The following is a 20,130-nucleotide window of genomic DNA, read 5'->3' on the forward strand; positions in this document are numbered from 1 at the left end:
TAGGTAAAGCTGTCGCTGGTGGTTTCTGAACCGTCATGCGTGTAGGTGAAGGAACCATCGCTGTTCAGCGTTACCGTACCATGAGATGGATTGGTCACTTTGATGGCAGACAAGGTATTTCCTTCCGCATCTGTATCGTTGTTCAAAACGCCTGTTGCCGCATTTACGGTTAAGGTAGCGCCTTCGTTGACAGAATAACTGTCGGCTACCGCAACCGGGGCATCGTTGACCGGATTAATAGTCAGTGAAACTGTTACAGTATTGCCATCGACTGTGCCGTCATTTACCTTATAGGTAAAGCTGTCGCTGGTGGTTTCTGATCCGTCATGCGTATAGGTGAAGGAACCGTCACTGTTCAGCGTGACCGTTCCGTGTGACGGATTGGTCACTTTGACAGCATTCAGGAAATTTCCTTCCGTATCCGTATCGTTGTTCAACACGCCTGTTGCCACATTTACGGTTAAGGTAGCACCTTCGTTGACAGAATAACTGTCGGCTACTGCAACCGGTGCATCATTGACCGGATTAATAGTCAGTGAAACTGTTACTGTATTGCCATCGACTGTGCCGTCATTGACCTTATAGGTAAAGCTATCGCTGGTGGTTTCTGATCCGTCATGCGTATAGGTGAAGGAACCGTCGCTGTTCAGCGTGACCGTTCCATGAGATGGATTGGTTACCTTGATGGCAGACAAGGTATTTCCTTCCGCATCCGTATCGTTGGTCAAAACGCCTGAGGCTGGTACCGTCAAAGTAGCGCCTTCGTTGACTGAATAACTGTCGGCTACTGCTACCGGTGCATCATTGACCGGATTGATGGTCAGAGAAACAGTTACTGTATTACCATCCACTGAGCCGTCATTCACTTTATAGGTAAAGCTGTCGCTGGTGGTTTCTGAGTCATGCGTGTAGGTGAAAGAACCGTCGCTGTTCAGCGTGACCGTACCATGAGATGGGTTGGTCACTTTGATGGCATTCAGGGAATTTCCTTCCGCATCCGTATCGTTGTTCAACACGCCTGATGCTGTATTGACAGTCAGTGTAGCGCCTTCATTGACTGAGTAACTGTCGGCGACTGCTATCGGTGCATCATTGACCGGATTAATAGTCAGTGAAACTGTTACCGTATTACCATCCACCGTGCCGTCATTTACCTTATAGGTAAAGCTATCGCTCGTGGTTTCTGAGCCGTCATGAGTATAGGTGAAGGAACCGTCGCTGTTCAGCGTTACCGTACCATGAGATGGGTTGGTCACTTTGATGGCAGACAAGGTATTGCCTTCCGCATCTGTATCGTTGTTCAAAACGCCTGATGCCGCATTTACGGTTAAGGTAGCGCCTTCGTTGACTGAATAACTGTCGGCTACTGCAACCGGGGCATCGTTCACCGGATTAATGGTTAGAGATACTGTTACCGTATTGCCATCCACCGTGCCGTCATTGACCTTATAGGTAAAGCTGTCGCTGGTGGTTTCTGAACCGTCATGCGTGTAGGTGAAGGAACCGTCGCTGTTCAGCGTGACCGTACCATGAGATGGGTTGGTCACTTTGATGGCATTCAGGGAATTTCCTTCCGCATCTGTATCGTTGTTCAAAACGCCTGTTGCCGCATTTACGGTTAAGGTAGCGCCTTCGTTGACAGAATAACTGTCGGCTACCGCAACCGGGGCATCGTTGACCGGATTAATCGACAAAGTCAGAGTCGCTGTTGCTGAAGCTATACCATCACTCAATGTATAAGTGATCACAGGTACAGCTCCGTTGTAATTAGAATTCGGAGTAAATGTATAAGATCCGTTTGTATTGATAATTATTGATCCGACACCGGTTATCGTTGCTGTTGTTCCGGCTGGATATGTTGTAGAACCGATTACAAACTGAGTAACTGATAAACTGTTTCCATCCGCATCGGTATCATTTGTCAACACATTTCCCGTGGCTGTTTCATCTTCATTGATCGTTTTACTGTCATTAACTCCGACCGGAGGCGTATTGGTGGATATTACAGAAATTGATAAATCACCTGTATCAGTTCCACCTTTTCCGTCACTAACCGTATAGGAAATAGTAGGAACAGCTCCACTATACCCGGTTGTTGGCGTAAATGTGAAACTACCATTACCGTTCAGCTGTATTGAGCCGACTCCAGTGATTGTCGCCGTGGCGCCTGCACTATAGGTATTACTACCAATCACAAACTGGGTCACAGAAAGAGTATTTCCATCGACGTCGGTATCATTCGTAAGTACATTATCGCTAAAAGCCACATTCATTTGCGTGGACTTCACATCGTCAACAGCCACCGGAGGTGTATTTTGTATTGTAGGTGTAGATGTTGCTGAGTTATTAGCTGAAGCTGGATCACCCTGTTCACCCGTAATGGTTGCCATATTCGAATAAGTACCAGTCGACTTAACGGTTGCCACAATGGTCAATGTCGCAGTTGCTCCATTTACCAGATTCCCGATGCTCCAGTTTGGAGCAGTCCAGGTTCCGACCGATGGTGTCGCACTGACGAAAGTATAACCCGATGGTAAAACATCATTTACAACCACACCGGTTGCATCACCCGGTCCCGCATTGCTTGCCGTGATGGTAAACGTAACATTACTTCCGACTGTTGGTGTTGAGTTATTTACGGTTTTAGTAATAGAAAGATCGGAATATGGCGTTTTTTTCAGGTAAATATTTACCGATGCATTCGTACAGTTAAACCCTGTCGGTTTTATCCCTACAACAGACCAGGTATAAGATCCTGAGGTTGCAGGTGCTGTAATTCCTGTAAACGAAATTGTTCCCGCACTATTTCCAAATTGAGAAGTTCCCTGAGCTACCCCGTTATTATCATATAGTGTGTAGATTATTCCGTTTTGAGTTCCTGTAACCGCAAAACTTATCAGACTTGAACTAATTAAATAAGGATTAACCGCAGTACTACCCGTACCTGTACTGGATGGTGAAATCACAATAGTATAGGTGCTGGTAGGAGAAGTACAATCCACTATCACAGATGAAGAACAGTTAACAGGTAGTCCACCTCCGGATTCAAATGTAGTTGTCAGTTCCCCGCCCGGATAGATCTTATTTAAAACTGTCGTATTTACGGGAATTGTCCAACTTCCTCCGGATGTTACTGCTGATCCTATTTCCCCACCATCAATATATAGATGGACAGTACCAGCTCCATAACCGGTTCCGGATACAGAGGTTACGCTTTCAGAAACCGGACCGGTAATGCTACCACACCCTCCTACCGGTGTTTCAGCCTGACCTGTTACGGTATTTGAAACTGAACTCGTTCCACAGGAAGTTGTCTGTGTCGCCGAATAGGTTACACCGGCTACTGCGGTAAAGGAAGAGGTCCAGGTTCCATTCGTAAGAACTGTAGCAGTTGTAGTTAATGGAGTTCCGGAACTTCGGGTAATGGTAACGGTAGATCCTGCTCCGGCAATAGAAGTACCCTGAATCGTTGTTCCGACAATCACTTTACCGGACCCATTATCAGTGATTGCAGGTGGAGTTACATAACAACCAACCGTCTTGGATGCTGCAGCACTAGTACATTCTCCTGTTGAAACTGCTCTAACCTCAATAGATTGATTAAGCTGCAAAGAAAGTCCTGTAAAAGAAAAATTTCCCCCGGAAGCTGTTACAGTAGATTGGTAAATACCATCAATCCAAAGTGAAACGCCACTTCCTGCTGTCGCAGTACCACTTATTGTGGTACCACCGGAAATCGGATTCGAAGTAATAACCGGAGTAGCGGTAGTATTCGTATTGGTACAGATTGTAGAAAATACCGGAGCTGATTCACACATACCCGGCAACTGCACAGTTCCAAAGTAACTTCCGGCAGGAATATCAGGAGCACCACCACCACAAGGATTTGAATTCTGTGTATTTGTACCCTGTACATCCCAATATGTACCGGCAATTGTACCTGTACCTGTAGAACCGGCATAACTTACCGGGTAAGAAGATGTCGAAAACAAAGTAGGACCTGAAGGTGTATTACTGTAGATTCTGACTGTAGCATTTGCCGGTTTTGTCCCCATCATTCCTCTGAGGGTCAGACACGAGAATGTAAATCCGGTAGTAGGTGTAGTAGTAGCCGGCGTACAGCTTAACACGACCACACTATTGGAAACCTCGCACTGACTTTCCCCGGTGGATAGTGCTTTTGCGGTTATCACATCTCCGGCAGCAACCGAAACTCCACTCAGAGTCCATGCACCTCCACTTGTAGCCGTGGTCGTACCAATACTTGATCCATTCTTATATACAGTTATTGTTGCAGTCGTTTCTGTTGAATAACTAGCTTTAGTCCAGGTTCCCGATATAGAAGTTGATGATGCTGAAATGGGCGAATCAACTGTAGGTGCAGCTGTACAGAATGTTGAAACAGGTCCGTCTGTCAGGGTAAATGGCTTTTGTGCCAAAATATCAGTAGTCCATTGATCGTATATGCTTGGATATAAATCGTCATTTCCGTAAGCATCCGAACTTGGCCCGCCAATCGCTCCCATAGGTGACATGACGGTAGTTGCAGTAACCCGGATAGGAGTACTGGCTGTGATGCCTAAAACAGAAAGAGGAACATAAAAATCATAAAAATAGTCTGTATTCCCCCCATCCCGGGTCAATGCTACTGACGTTTGCGCATATTGAGGATTGCTTGCCAAATCGTAAGCCGCGACTAATGTTCCGGTTGTAGCTCCGTCCACATTGTACACTGCAACCCTGAAGTTACTTTCATAAACTACTTCATACTCAAAACCCGGATTCCCATGCTTATAGTTGGGATCTGCATTGGGTCCTGAGGCTCCGAATTTCGAGTCTATATCAATCAAGACACTATATCCTTTCGAGCCTGCCATGATACTTCCTACCCTGAGTCTGGCCATAAAGTTTGTTCCATCCGAATAAGTATAAAAACCATTACCTTCCTGGTCTTTTACCAATTCCGAGAATCTTCCGTCAGGACCTCTTCTCAGGTCTCCGGTGGGTTCTGTAAAAGGCACCGGAATAGAAAAATAAGGAATTTCACTGTTAGCGACGCCCAGATCAGAACCAACAAAACCAACAGTAGTCTTTGACGTAAATCCGTCGTGATTAGGGTCCAACACTGAAGACCAGGTTTGTGGCGGGATATTACCATTACCATCTCGCACAATTAAACCCGGTGTCTGGGAAAATCCACTTATGCACAAAAATAAAAATGCTACTGAAAGCAGCATTCTACCATAAGGGACAGGTCTTGAATTTAGATGTGTAAATCTTCTCATTCTTTTGAAGTTTATGAAAACGATAAGGATCAAAAAACACTTAGTTGATATATCTAAACAGGAATCAATTTATTTGATTAAAATAAAAGCCACTAAGTTTCGGGGGTGACAAAGTAAAAACATACTACCTCTAATGAATAAACTTTCCTTCTCTCAATGAATAAACTATATAACGAAAAAAGACGAATCCTTTGATTCGCCTTTATGGAATAACATTCAATATATTTTGCAATATAAAGTAATGGGGAAGTTTATAACATCAACCCAATTATAGAAGAGGAAAAGATCAACCCAAATATGATCTGATCAAATTGAAATACAACTATCTCTGGTAAATCTCTCTCCCTCTGAATGTTTTTCTACGACAGGCAATTCTACTAACAATTCTTGACACAAAAAAAGACAATCTGTGTCTTTTCCTTTTTATCAAATCAGGAAATATATAACCTAAACTGACAAAAGAGTTCTATTTATAAATGAATTACCAGGAAGAAGTCTCAATTCTATTATAACCGACAATTAAATGGGCACAACCCCAAACAATCGAAAACGCAATCGTTGTTATACAAATAGAGGTATATACACTATCCCAATTTCTGAATTTCATTTCAAACTATCAGAGATGAATAATGATTTGAAAGATAAGAATAATCGAAACAATTAATTTCTGAGGAAGAATGACTCTCCAACTCTTAACCGGAAGTAACTGATTTCCTTCTCTTATTGTTTAAAAGAGGCCCTCGATTCTCGGATATTATTTGATCGCCATATCGAAGGAGATACATTGACAACTAATTTAAACTGTCGACTAAAATTTGATTGCTCCGTGAAACCTGTTCTTTCAGAAATCTCTGCTAATGTAGTTTCAGGAGAAAAAATCAACATTTGCTTTGCCTCTTCAATCCGGAGCTTATTGATCCAGGTATTAAAATTCACTTTTTCTTCCGAGTTTATAAATGCGGAAAGCTGCTTTCTATTAATTTTTAATTCCGTTGCCAGTTCCTCAATGGTAATCCCGGATCGCAAGTAGGACTTTCGGGAAAGAATCTTCTCTTTAACGATAGGCCAGGTATTATGGGTTTCTTTATCGATCCTGATTTCACTATCACTCTTTGCCATTTCGATAGCAGGTTTGATCATTTTATAAAATGACGTATATCGAAGATAATTCAATGCAAAAGCAAAATAGAATGAAGTATAAAGCACCACAAACAGGGTATGAAAAACGACATTGAAATAAAAGAAGTAGGTTATCGCCAAACCCGTCAGACCCAACGCCGATAAAAAAGCATATCTAATCCAATCCAGTTGAAGCTTGTGGGTTTCGGAAAAAAAATCAGCAATCTCTCTTTTATATAACTGCATTTCCCGAAAAAATACAAATACATAGTATATGACCTGGAAAAGAAAGAAAAGAAAATATACAATTCTGATAATAAACGTCGGTTGTAAAAGATATAAGCGACATTCTGAATATGAATAGATCAAATGATCACCAAATAAAGTCATCGAAATGATATATGAAACAGTAAAAATCAAAATTGGCAACGCCTGTTTGCAAATTGATCGGAACTGCGCATACCAGGGATTTATTAAGGTAATCAGGGTAATTGAAAAAAGCTGGACCTGAATCGTAGAAATAAACAGACTGGAAAATGGAATAATTTCAACTGCACTTACCGCCAGATTAAACCATCTCATTATTACTGAAAAAGCCCCCATAATGAAAAACAACACAGCCAAAATCCGGGTCGAAATTCTATAATTCTTAAGCCATTTGTCCTGAGGCAATGGAATTACCAGAAAAATAAGACCAAGGGTAAAAAAGACAACAATTGATGCATTAGATACAAGAAAAAACAGATGTTGAGCCATAGTATTTATAAGTTCTGACGCTTTAGCTGCAAATATAATAAAATGATACTATTCATTCTTTACATCATTATATTTAGACACAAAAAATCAAAAAAACGCAGTCACTATGTAGTCTGTCAGATGAAATAAATATCAAACATTGAGTCGGACAATAGCCAAATAACTACATATAAAAAATAGTTGGCAAGGGAACAGTCCACTTCCATGCAGTTGCCTTCAAACAAAGAAACCCTTAGAAACAAGTCCCTATTAACCCTCAACAAATACTCCCCTATTAGCCGTAGCCTGGTAGCCAGTAGTTTGGCGAATCGTCTCGCTTCGTCAGTGCTAAAAGCAAGTCTCCTGACTTGCATATATCTTAACGAACAGATCGCATCAAGCCAACCTTTTCAACTGATATGTCCATGAAGGCTGCTATCCAAAGGTAATGATTATTGCAATATGCAAAACGGCCTCAGACATTTTTGCCTGAAGCCGTTTATCTATCAATTACTATACAGTACATTGTTTAGCAAAGCAGGAGCTTTGCTTTTAACTATGACATAGCGAGACGCTATGCCAAACTACCTAACGACCGAACTAAGGTTATCGCACGCTACGCCGTACCGGGGGGGTGTAGGCCGACTGTCGGTTGTTAGCCGTTACTGTTGAAAACTTCTCCGGCAGGCAAACGCGGTCAAAAAACACCACAGGTGTGTCATAATCAGCCGGTTTCAGGAAGTGGTCAAAAGTGATGGTCTCTTGCGACAGGCAGGCGATGATTCCTTCAACACGGGTTTTCAACAAGTTTTCAACAACCTCCCGTTCTTTTTCAACATTCTCATGAGAAGTTGTGATCAGGATGTAATAGCCATTTTCTCGGGCGACATGTTCTATCCCGCTGATGATGGAAGAGTAGAAATGAGTGACCAGATCCGGCACTATCACCCCCAGTATTTTGGTATTGGAGCGCAGCAATCCCATCGCGAATGGATTGGGCGAGTAATTCCATGCCTCCGCCAACGCCTTAACCCGCTGCACCACGGCTTCGCTGATCTCGGGATGCCCGTTGAGCGCCCGCGATACCGTAGAGATGGAGAGGCCCAGCTCTTTAGCGATGTCTTTCAGCGAAATACGTTTGTGGGTCATGGAGTTGATTTGATAGGAACAAAGATAAGGAAAGATGGAGAAACGACAAATAAGGGTCAATTCTATACAAAGAAAGACTAACGATAACTTTGCGCTGAATTTCATATAGACCACGGACAATCGGGTGATGCGGTTTGTAACCGCATTATTATTTTCGTTATGACGAGTGAATCAGCGGTTAATCCCGAATAGCTATCGATTAAGCATCCACTCCCGCCTACTTTCCTGCGGATCCGTCTGCAAGGTACGAAGAATCTCCTTACTCGTAAACTTCTTGAAATCCCGCATAATATCCGATACCATTTTAACACCTTCCGAGCCTACAATCATGTGCAAATGATTTGACATCAGTACCCACGCATAAATAATTAATCCCTTTTCAGTCTGGCAATACCGCAATGAATCCATGATAATATGCTTATACCTCGGTCGGGTAAATATATCTACCCAGTCCACTACCGTGTCGGTAGTAAACCAGACTTCTCAGGTGATACGGTTGGCTATATTCATTGGTATTTCTTTTTCAGATTACAAATCTTTATAATATGAAGAAGGCGGGATGGCATATCCCGCCAACGGTTCACCATCTTTTATTCGGTTTTATATCCGGCGCGACGGGGGCGTATGCCCATAAATGACAAAAGCCCTGCAGTGCAGGGCTTTTGCTTTTATAACTGGATACAGATTATTTAAACAACAGTTTAACAAGGGGGAAATTAATTGATGAAAATAGCACTCCCAAGCTTGATAACGCAAGAACTATTACGAAGCAAATTAACAGAGCTTTTAAATCACTCTTCGACAGTTTAAGCGGTTGTGATTGGCTCACCTCTATCAATTTAGTTTTTGACACATAATCACCTAACCTCCTATCTGGTTTAATAAGAAAAAATATCACTTCTATCGGCCACAGACATAGAAATATATTTCGTATCATAGTCTTTATGTTTAAAGCCTCAATATCTGTTTGCAAATCCACTATCTGAATCCGCATCAAATACTTGCCTACACTTTGCCCATTCATATTGTCTTTACAGATAATGAGAGTAAAGATCAAAGAGAATATGATATTTGTAACATAATTGATGTGTGTCAGATTCAACAACATTAATAGTTGTCCTATCAATAATATGATTGCGAAATCAATTATTGCTGCTAAAAAACGCTTTCGTCTCATGTGTTCTTTTTATGGTATTTTAAATTAATAATAATTCCAATCCAACATAACGTTATTAATGCAAATTGCCCAACGATCGCTTTATCAATCACTTCCCGATTATATAGCATGATGGGATCAATAAATAGGTAAGCATAAAATAAAAGACAATCGAATAAAATCAAGATAGGGAGCAGCATATAAACAATAACTTTCGATTTCACGAGAGGTTTATTATTTTCGTCTGAGTCTCTTCTATTCATGGATAAAATATAAGTGCCTACTGAAAAAAATAAGAATGCTGCGTTTAGAATAACAAAATCAAATGGTTTGCTATATAATGAAATTACGAAAGCCAGTAAAGAGCATATAAAACAACCAATTGCTGCCAGTAAAAAATTGAACTTTATTGAAAGCATAATTATTTCTTATCTGTATTAGTTATGGTTTTCAAGACCTCCGAAAATGCTTTTGCAACTTCGTCCCAATTAACCTTGCCTTCTACCCCTAAGCCTAAAGCAACACCTCCTGTCGTCACAGTACCACCTGATTCTGTTGTTTTAACACTAGTTTCGCTTTTGCTTCCTGTCTCAGTATATGTTCCATTTCTATTCTCAACATAATTAGTAGTCTTTTTATTTTCTACTGTTACAAATGCCGCATTTGCAGACATCGTTGTTGTTTTTTCGGCTTGTCCTTTCCCTTTATCTTTAGCCTCTTCCTTAACACCGCCGCCATATAAGCCGAGCTGTAAAGAGCTTTCTTTTGAGAGTGCTGGATTTGCAACATTTAATGTATTCTTTCCTTGTTCAAATCCTCCAAACTCCATACTAAGCATATTTATTTTCCCGGAAACTCCCTTTTTGTTAACATCAAATTTAAACCCGACTTGAAATCCTAAGCTAACAGTCACAGATCCTGCTTTCTTCAAATGTTGCCAAGCCTTCTTCATACTTCTACCATCCGGATCAATGTAATTCACTGGGTTATTCTCACAATAGACATAGGGACTCACATTCGGATACTTCTCTGCCAGGGGATCGACAGCACTCCACCGCCCAATCGTCGGATCATACCATCTCGCACCATAATCCAGCATATTCAGCCCGTTCATCCGGTCAATCTCCTTGCCGTTATAAAGATAAGGCTGATTTGATGCATCATAACCATTCTTGTAATTAGCATCTGTTTCCTGCCCAAAAGGATAATAGCTATTAATCTGAGTTATAGAATACGAAGGTGATATTGGCCTATTTAAATAATCACTCTGGAAACATACTCTATTATTACCCAAATGATCTTTCAAATAATAATAATACCGACTAAATGATGCTGAAAAATTACCTAAAGCAAATTTAGGCTCTAAAAACCCATCCGGTGTCAGAATTTTCTTTAGGTATCCCTGCTCATAAATAAAATTTCCGCAATAGTCGATAGCCCAGCATCCGCTGAGTGATCCGTTATATTCCTGATCGGTTCTACCAAGCTCTATAGGTGTTTGCAATGGAGTTGCTGCATAGGTATAATAAACACGTCGCTTTACGCCTGCCGCATCATAGAGATACTGGCTCTTATTCCCATCCGAAAACTGAATCTTCTCTGGCAAATTTAGTGAATTATATTTCATCCAGGCAATGCTTTTATTGAGATCTGCTATCTGATTGCCATTATTGTCATAAAGATACTCATTATCATCCTCAGAATTATTTTCATCCCAACGATCTACAAAGATAGGACAACTTCCAAATTCAATATCAATATTATTATTGGTAACATGTTTCAGTTGATTGCCATTATATTGAAGTGTAAGATCATCTGCTATGCCAGGAATTTGTTGCCAGGTTTCCCAGTCATATATATGACCATTTCGAATCAGACTTTTGATATTTCCGTTCTTGTCATATAGGCCAACCTCTTCATTATACACCTCATCCGGAGAATAAGTTGCCTTCTTCAGTCGATTCAGCTTGTCATAAGTAAAACTATATTGACAAAGAGCATTTCCTCCCTGCTTGGTACTCCATTGCTGAGCCGAAATATTTCCGTTATAAGCAGGAGTAGCCCCGGCTGTCGCTCCGTCCTGATAATAGAGCGTCTCTTTAAACTCGGATGAGTTGATGGACTTCAGCCAGCCTCTAACATTGTAGTTATATTTAATTTTCTGTATCCCGCTATGCAGTATTGTCGTATCCAAACGACCTACCTCATCATATACTTTTGAACTTAACAATATACTGGCCCAATTATTTATTTTGTGATATGTTTTAAGAAGACGCCCTGCATGATCATAGGTGAATGAATAAACTTCTGTGATCTCCGGATTGGTATAGGCTTTATGTACATGACGTTTATTTAAAGGCTGACCGGTAAAGTTATAGGCAAAAAACTCATAATCATAGCCACCCAGATGATTTGTGGCACGACTTTGTACTACCCGTCCGTATTTGTCATAATAAAGAGCGGTTACTTCATACTTGGAGGGATCATCCAGGTGATAAACACGGGTTCCGGTGAGCAGGGTTTTGGCGTTACTGCTATAGGGGGTATAGCCGTTCTGCTCCTGACCGTTATCGTAGTTAAGTGTGGCGTTGGATATAAAACTATAATTATCATAGTAATTGACCGTTAGCAGTGTGGAGGGAGTCAGGTTACTACTGGAGTATCCCGCCACAGGTCCGCTGCCGGTATAGCTTTCGTTTACAGCTATGTTTGAATGATTAATTTTCATTGTTTCCCTGCTGCTCCCGTCGGTTATCAGTCCGTTGTATAGCAACCGATCGAACTGGTCGTATTTATTAACCGTCCACTGGCTTTTCGTCCGCTGATTACCATCCTGTGAGAGAATGAGCCGGTCGGCATAGTCATAGACCATGTAAATCCATTTACATCCGGGCAGTTTTTTTTCTATGCAACGTTTGCGCCCGTCGTAATGATAAATGTAGCCATATAGGTCGAGCCATGAACCGATAGCTTCTCCGCAATCGCTTGTAGAATTGATATTATCGGCAGCCATGGGTGGGAGTACATAGCTCAGATTGTTGTAGTCATCGTACACATAGTAGGTGTCATGATCGTCCGCCGTGCGGCTCAGCACCTTGTGCCCCAGTTTGTCGGTAAACTCTTCTACCGTTTTGCCATCCTCATCGGTGTTTTTGTGTCCGTGGAGGGTATTTGCATCATAGTATCCGTTTAGCGCTAATCCTGTCCCTGTTACCACGAAGCGTTTTACTGAATTTGTACTGTTGGTGGTATATTCCTGCTTTCTTTTCTTACCGCTGTTTTGCCAGTCTATCCCCGCACCATACTGTCCAGTTATTCGGTTCAGGGGCGTAGGTTCGTATTCTGTCAGGCTATAAGGCTTAGAGTCTCCGGCATTGCTACTGCGTGCAGGTGTACCGAAATCGGCCACGAAAGCCCCATTGTTGCCCGCCACCGCTCCCGGTAACCATTGTCGCGTCTGTCGCCCAAAGTCATCATATTCCACACCGCTCACCAGATCGGCACCCTGTGGGGTAATGCCACGCTGCACGGTTTCCGATGGCCGCCCCAACCCATCGAAATATTGCACTGTTTGCAGGCTTTGACCAGTGGTCAGCGAGCTTACATCGGTACTTTCTACAGTGGGAGTAATGGTGTAAATAAAGTTTTGAGGAGAACCGGCAGGAGTAATGCCACTCTCGGGAGGATCAACGACTGCTGTACTACCGTGCAGCGTGGTGGTAATGTTGCCATTGCCGGTAGAGCCTTCGGATATTATGTAATAAGTGCCGGCAGAAAGTGTTTTTCGAATATATGCCTGGGAAGTATTGCTACATGCCCCGCTTCCTGTATAATTTTCATTGGCGACAATTTCTGCGCCTTTCCAGTCTAACAAATGCAGGTACGTATCGTTCAGAGCGGAACCACAGTGAGAAATGGTAACATCCATCTTTGTCCCGAGTACAAAACTATAATAAACATCTCTCAGGTAATTACCTCCATTGTTGTAAAAATCAGTAGTGTTTTTAGTGTCGCTATAGGTAAAATCATTATTGTGCCAGACCACTTGTATTGGATTGTCGAATGTATCGCCCACTCCGTTGCTCATAGGTGTTCCGGACACCTTCAATGCCACATTCCCAGAATCGTAACCATACGTGGAAATTATGTAATTACCGGCAGGAAGAAATGTACGGTGATAGGCCAGGCGTGTGTTACCACAGTTTTCACTTCCGTCATAATCGTCATTATCCTCATAAAAGCAGTTATCAACTCCCATAATATAAAGAAAAGAATCATCTACATTCGATCCGCAATTGGAAACCGTCAATTCCATGTCCTGCGCAGTGGATAAGGAGTAATAAAGAGCTCCCGAGGAAAAATTATTAGTATTTTGCTGATTAAAATAGGTAAAGTTGCCATCTTTGTAGCCAATGGGAATCGGATGATCAATATCATCTCCCAGCAGAATGGGCTGGGGCGCAGTCAGGTTGACAGTAACAACACCATCCCCCGAACCAGTCGCCTCTGCTGCAATATAGTATGTCCCCGGTGAGAATCTTTTGGTAATGAACCCCTGCATATACCGAACCGAATTGGTTGGCAGGGAGTAATCATATTCACATGATTGTAAATGATTCCTATTGCTGTCATACACCTCGAAACTGACGGCTCCAGCGGGGGAGCCATATGTATCGATAGTAACATCCAGCGTAGTAGTGATAGTGAACTTAACATAGTATTTTCCCCTAACCGCATATGTGTCAAAGCAATTTGCATAATAAGGCAATCGTGTATCCTGCGATACCGAAGTGGAAAAGTAGGTATTGAAACTCCCGGCGTCGCGTGCACAATCGAAATAACCATAATAATTGTACTGAGAAAATCCGGACAGCATAAATACTGCAAAAAAGATGAGGAGTATAAATAATCGTTTCATAATGTATTAATTCTATGAAGGCTATGTGGGGTTAGTTACTATATTTATACTGGTAAGTATTTAGAATATGGTTATCGTCATTCTGTGTCTTCATTAAACGGTTAAAACCGTCATACGTATACCTTGTTGTAATACCTCTTGGATCAGTCACGGCGGTTACGCCTATCAAGGGAGCATATGAACAGGTTGTCACTTTTGCATTTGGTAATTGATTTCGTAGTTGGTTTAAAGCGTCCATATCAGATGAGCTTATTGTGCTGCTATCAGCAAGACGGTCAATCAATTCCGCACCCAATGCCGCTTCTACCTCAGCATAGGTCGCCTGTTCTATGATAGCCAGCGGCTGGTTGTAAATGTCCCAAATATATATCTCCCGCTTATATCCATTTTTGATAATTTCTTGCAAACGGTTGCGACTGTCATAATAATATTGCAGCGATGCTCCGTCGGTACGGCCTGATTGCTGATAGGAGAAAGTTTCAGGAGAATATGCATTGGGAGTCCATTCTTTATAAGTAGTAATATCCTGTTCTGTCAGAATATCATTTCTGTAGATATTTTTTTCCACAACCGGAGTGAGTATGTTTTTTGCTGTCATATCAGCATAGACTTCATCTTGTACCGGGTCATTCGCGTAATGAAAAGGATATTTAGATTCGACAGCTGCTGTTCCTACGCTATTAGTAACAGTCTGTTTTATTGGCAACAAGTATGTCGGGTCATATTCATAGGTCTTTGTTTCTGATATTTTTGAGCCATCAGGTAGATAAGTATTTTCCGTCTCACTGGTCAGTTTCTCTGCGCCGATGGTGTATTCCTGATGTTTGAATGCAAAGGTTTTTGACATACAATCGCTACATCCAAGTTCCGGGTGTATCATAAAGATTTCCTTTCGATCGGTTATTTCTTTTGGATCATTATAAGGGCTATATCCGTCAAGTATACTATGTAAAGCTATCATATGATGTCTATACCGGTAAACCGGCATATCAAAAACGGACTCTTTATCATAGCTGGAGTAATTATAAATAAATTCCTTCAACTTCTGGGGGCCTTGATAAATCGTTTTTGAACTCAAATGATTTCCTTTCCAAAAATAACGTGGGCTTACGTAAGCGTGACGATAACCTCTATATCCTAAAAACTCACCCCAACCGATAGGTGAATCATAATACTCGAGCATTGGCACTGACACACTGTAATCATATACTGTTCTTCCGATATTTTCGCCCTGGGCATTTTCAATATATTCGGTAGCCTGTTGGTAGCTGACCGTATTGGAGCGGAAATCGGTAAATCGACTGGGAAATGTATTTTGATAAGTACGCTGTATATATTTCCCATATCCTGCAAGTCCGTAAAGGTAGTCGTCTTCCGTATCGAAAAAGTCCATTTCTATTTCTGAAAATAGATTTTCGCCCGGCCCAGGAGGAAGCAAAAAGGAAGGCAATTGCCCACTTGAGTATTCATAGCGCTTGATTTCAAATTTACCGGGAACCGGTTCATTGGTAATTTTGCGAATGCGCAGTCCTCCGCAATCACCAATGACGCATTTGTTGGCCTCATATTCAAATTGAGTAGTTCCTCCCGTTGAGTAGTGTATTTTTTGAATCATTCCGGTTTGCATGCTTTCTACTCTTGATTGTTTATCGCCTCCTGGAATATCTCTATATAGTAAATTGTTTAATTCTGGATTTGGAGATATCGTAAAATTAGGCAAATAAAGACCAAAGTTGTTGACAGATCGTAAATAACCGCCCCCTACAGAATAATACCCCCACCAATCGGAATTATTTGACAGGTTAGTGCATGTTGGCACTCCATAAGTATCATAGTAGTCAAACTTATAAACTTCTTTATCTGTAGCATTGACAGTACTTGTGTATTCAACTTTGTCAAGCAATTTCATAGTTTTTCCTATGTTGTCTTTAAGCACAAAATCAACTGTTTTAATCGGATTTCCATCCATATCACTCACTGTCATTTTTTGCAGATACTTTAAAGCAGAACCATTAAGTTGATAATCAAAATTTACATTGCAAATAGAATGACCGTTGCTTATTGTCTGAATAGAACTTATATAATACGGAGCATACGGGGTTGTATTAATGATATTTTGATTAATTCGAAAAAAGTTACTCTCTTCTGAAAGAAGAGGTCCTACTAAATAATTAAGAGGTGATTTGTTGACGCTACCATCCATATAATTAAGCTCTGAGTTGTCGTGTAAATTATCCGATACTACCAGTGACCTATCCCATACACTCTGTAAATCACTAGATCTCCTATAATCTATTGTAACCTGATCTTTTTTATCGGCAGAGGTAATAGACGATAAATGCCATGTAGTAATCCAGTTGTTCTCATCCACATCCACATACTGACCGTTTTCACCAAACTTATAAGTAGTACCGTCTTCATCAATCATAGTTACGCTGGAGAATCGTCCATACGAATTTCTGTTTACAAATATCTTGACAGGCTCATAAGGCATAGTGCAAGCAATTTTAGTACCATCTAAGTCCTTCAAAATGAATTTTCCACTTTTCCCTGATGGTAAACTATAAGAAAAGATATCATACTCCGTATCTTTAAATGATCTTCCAGTATTTGGAACAGTGGATGAAAAGTAACTTGCGGAAAGAAAAAAAGAATTGTTCCCTGGCACATTTATACCTGCTTCTCCCTTATTACCTGTAGTCCCGAACAATGTATTGAAATCGGGAAGGTAATTCGAATTGCTTACCTGATTATTAAAAGAATAAAAATCATCAGCATATCCTTTTATATTTCGGCTTACAAACCCACCACCTGCCAATGCCCAGCGTATACCCAATAGCCCCTCACGTTCATCCGCACGCAAACCGGAAGCGTGAAATTTTAGTTGCAGAGGTATGGTTATTCCAGGAGTTTGAATCGTATAGAGAGGAATTGAAATATCGACCAATCCATTAGAAAGATCGACAGGATAATCACCATAACGATTCATTAAAGCAACCTGAGGCGAAATGCCTCGTTTAAAATTATCCAAATCCAAAGTGGGGGTAATTCTAAAATCCTGCCCGTAAGCACAAGTGATATAGCCTATTGAAAGGATAAGTAAGATAGTTTTAATACGCATGAATTTCCTTTTATATTATTAGATGAACCCAGGCTTTTAAAATCAGTAAAGCCAATTTCCTGTAACTGTAAAGTATATTTATAACTGTTGGTGTTGTGAATCAATGTAATCGTTCAGTTTTATCTCTTAATCACCTTCACTCTATTCACATACCCATCCACCGTAATATACAGCGCATAATCCCCGCCCGGTAAACCGCTCATCGGGATTAACCCCTGTTGATTACCTGCCGATAACGCTTTCTCGGGAAGCGATACCCACGGGCGACCACTCACATCACACAGCCGGAACGATACCCGGGCATCCTGCGACAGTTCATAATTGACCGTTACATCATTCTCCACAGGGTTAGGCCAGGTGGTGCAACGAAGCAATATATTGTTGGTATTGACTTCGTTCTTACGGATGGCTTCATTAATCGGATCATCCGCCAATTCTGCTAGATTCTTAATAGGAAAGTAAAACGATGTACCAAAGTGCTCCATCGTGCTATCACCCTTGATCACCCAGGATTTCACTGTCTCGAATACCGGATAACGGTAGCCGAGAGCGTACCAACTGTAGGTCTCGAGTTTCATACGGGCGCTGTCTATGCCAATCTCGGTATAGTTGCGGATGCGATGTACACGGAGGACGTTTCTCAAGGTGTCATTTTCCGGAGTGATCAACATCCCCAGGGCATCAGCGGTAACAGTGGTTTCGCCTTTGGCGATCAGATCCACCTTCTGGCAATAGAGCCCTTTGCCGCTAAACGCAGTGCGCAGACTGTCACCATAGTGGAAGGGGTAACGAAGCTGCGCTTCAGCGCTGTCGAATTGCATCTCGGTGGTTCGATTAATATATCCGGTCATCCAAAGGGTATCACGCTTCAACTCGTAACGGTAACGGGTTTGGTGTTCCATTCCGATAAAGCGGGTGGTATCCTCTTTGTCGGGATGAAAATAGACCTGTTTGTACTTTTCATTGATCAGATTAAGCCGGGAGAAATCCCAGATAATCTGTTTGCCCGAGCGGCCGGGATCGACATATTCGACCTGCTGCTTGATAATCCTGTCGCCATGCCGGAAGGCGTTGCGCCTTTGATTGATGCTGCTCTGGGCGAAGAGCGGGGCGGTGATCAGCATCACAAGAAATAGAGAGAATAGTTTTGTCATTATAGTTGGTTTGTGTGTTAATGATCAAATTACCAAAAGAACCGGGAGACAATAAGGAATCTCCTTATTTGCCTCCCAGCCTTGACAAAGCCCTTTTACAGGCTTTCATTCTTTTCTGTTACATTTCCGGGCAGGTCCGAAGCCGTTACCACGATCTTATCACCATCCAGCGATGCGTTTTCGGCAGTTGCAGTAAAAATCCACTTATTTTTAAGAAGATCCAGTTCTGCAGTGCCATTTTCCACTACGGAACCGTCAGCATTGTAAATAGAGACCGTCACACCTGTCACTTTGAAGTCATCAGTCACCGATACAGTAATCTTGTCACCCACCTTACCGGTATACTCTGTCAGGTCAATTTCTTTGATGTTGGGAGCTTTCAGGAAATCGGCCACGGCCACATTATAAGGAGTCTTGCCATCACCGGCAGCGTCCTGGTACTGTTTTTTCAGCGCTTCATTCTGAAGCGCACTCTTTCCATAGATTGCCGCTTCCTGGAAACGGGCCTGCTGCGCTTTCTGCGCATCGGTCATCTCACCCGAACGCTCACGGGGCTTAGCCGATACGAATGTTTTGTCACCCCGTTGGCGAAATACGATCAAATCGCCCACCTTTCCACTCAGTCCATGTGTCAGGACATTGTTCTTTGATTCAGCCATAATTTAATGGTTTTTAAAGTTTATAATTATCCCTGACAATCCCTGATCTTACGCTTATCCTTCGCTCATCGTTCGATTATCCTTCGATGAGGGCAAAGATTGGCCAGACCTTGAATTGTTATCAAGATTAACTGATACTACGTCCACGTCTGTTAAACACATTAACAGAGCAGTATGGACAATTATTTTCTCAAAAAAATCAAAGGGTTTTAGGTCGTAATTGCGGGCTTGTTCTTTCTTTTCGCTTAACAACAATGCCTATGGCATCAATCAATTGGTCATTTCTATATATCAAGCCTCATCTGATAATAAACCTGCATGCATATCATTTCGCATTGCTTTACCTTATGACAGGTTTATTGTATTAACGTCGGCAAATATATGGGATATATTTTACCCCCCCCATATATTTTTTGTTAAATACTCGGATTCACGATTGTTAAATCAGTATTTATGAGATAGTAAATTCAGAATCTGATGGAATGGATAAGCCTGTCAACGTTTACAATAAATCAGGGCCCAAGTCAGAATTGCTCCGATACTCCTACGATACTGGTCCGATACTACTCCGATATTGTTCGATACTCCTCCGATATAGATGTTCCCGAAACCAGTCAATTGGGCTTATATCCGGTACACATTCAGGGTCAATCCGATACACCTTGGTGGGTCATTGTTCTTTCTGACCAATAACAGGCGGGGAATAGCGGGAGAATAGCCCAGGATATCCCCAACCTTTTTAGATAGGGGTTATCCTGGGGTTAACCTGGGCTATACCTCATCTATACCTGGGGAATAACCTCAATGACTACTGAACTACCCCTGAATGAGTAT

At 41.7% G+C, this 20,130-nt stretch carries 9 protein-coding genes; all 9 read right to left on the minus strand.

What is annotated here, in order from left to right; translation table 11 throughout:
- Positions 1-5,285, minus strand: a 5,285-nt coding sequence (locus MLE17_RS18160) for an Ig-like domain-containing protein (protein WP_243350195.1), incomplete at its 3' end; no start/stop codon positions are given.
- 720 nt (positions 5,286-6,005) lie between these two features.
- The gene (locus MLE17_RS18165; RefSeq protein WP_243350196.1) at positions 6,006-6,794 is read right to left on the minus strand and encodes a helix-turn-helix domain-containing protein; all 789 of its coding nucleotides are present in this window, start codon (positions 6,792-6,794) and stop codon (positions 6,006-6,008) included.
- 951 nt (positions 6,795-7,745) lie between these two features.
- Positions 7,746-8,393: a LacI family DNA-binding transcriptional regulator gene (locus MLE17_RS18170; RefSeq protein WP_243350197.1), complete on the minus strand. Its 648-nt coding sequence runs from the start codon at positions 8,391-8,393 to the stop codon at positions 7,746-7,748.
- An 87-nt stretch (positions 8,394-8,480) separates the two neighbouring features.
- A complete protein-coding gene (locus tag MLE17_RS18175; RefSeq protein ID WP_410795642.1) occupies positions 8,481-8,744 on the minus strand; it encodes a transposase in 264 nt (87 codons plus the stop codon).
- 229 nt (positions 8,745-8,973) lie between these two features.
- A complete protein-coding gene (locus MLE17_RS18995) occupies positions 8,974-9,465 on the minus strand; it encodes an RDD family protein (RefSeq protein WP_410795643.1) in 492 nt (163 codons plus the stop codon).
- Positions 9,466-9,865: 400 nt separating this feature from the next.
- Positions 9,866-14,362 (minus strand): DUF6443 domain-containing protein, encoded by a 4,497-nt coding sequence (locus MLE17_RS18180; RefSeq protein ID WP_243350199.1) that lies wholly within the window; start codon positions 14,360-14,362, stop codon positions 9,866-9,868.
- Positions 14,363-14,393: 31 nt separating this feature from the next.
- Positions 14,394-17,483, minus strand: a complete 3,090-nt coding sequence (locus MLE17_RS18185; protein WP_243350200.1) for an RHS repeat protein — start codon at positions 17,481-17,483, stop codon at positions 14,394-14,396.
- A 119-nt stretch (positions 17,484-17,602) separates the two neighbouring features.
- Complete coding sequence (locus MLE17_RS18190; RefSeq protein ID WP_243350201.1) at positions 17,603-18,637, minus strand: hypothetical protein; 1,035 nt, start codon at positions 18,635-18,637, stop codon at positions 17,603-17,605.
- A 95-nt stretch (positions 18,638-18,732) separates the two neighbouring features.
- On the minus strand, positions 18,733-19,296 hold the full coding sequence (locus tag MLE17_RS18195; RefSeq protein ID WP_243350202.1) for a hypothetical protein: 564 nt from the start codon (positions 19,294-19,296) through the stop codon (positions 18,733-18,735).
- Positions 19,297-20,130 lie beyond the last annotated feature (834 nt).

This window comes from Parabacteroides sp. FAFU027, from assembly GCF_022808675.1.
Classification (GTDB): domain Bacteria; phylum Bacteroidota; class Bacteroidia; order Bacteroidales; family UBA7332; genus CAXXIC01.

Bases quoted from the DNA above. Each gene is read 5' to 3' on its own strand.
- MLE17_RS18165 (WP_243350196.1), bottom strand. From the start codon at position 6,794: ATGACTTTATTTGGTGATCATTTGATCTATTCATATTCAGAATGTCGC.
- MLE17_RS18170 (WP_243350197.1), bottom strand. From the start codon at position 8,393: ATGAAATTCAGCGCAAAGTTATCGTTAGTCTTTCTTTGTATAGAATTG.
- MLE17_RS18995 (WP_410795643.1), bottom strand. From the start codon at position 9,465: ATGAGACGAAAGCGTTTTTTAGCAGCAATAATTGATTTCGCAATCATA.
- MLE17_RS18180 (WP_243350199.1), bottom strand. From the start codon at position 14,362: ATGAAACGATTATTTATACTCCTCATCTTTTTTGCAGTATTTATGCTG.
- MLE17_RS18185 (WP_243350200.1), bottom strand. From the start codon at position 17,483: ATGCGTATTAAAACTATCTTACTTATCCTTTCAATAGGCTATATCACT.
- MLE17_RS18190 (WP_243350201.1), bottom strand. From the start codon at position 18,637: ATGACAAAACTATTCTCTCTATTTCTTGTGATGCTGATCACCGCCCCG.
- MLE17_RS18195 (WP_243350202.1), bottom strand. From the start codon at position 19,296: ATGGCTGAATCAAAGAACAATGTCCTGACACATGGACTGAGTGGAAAG.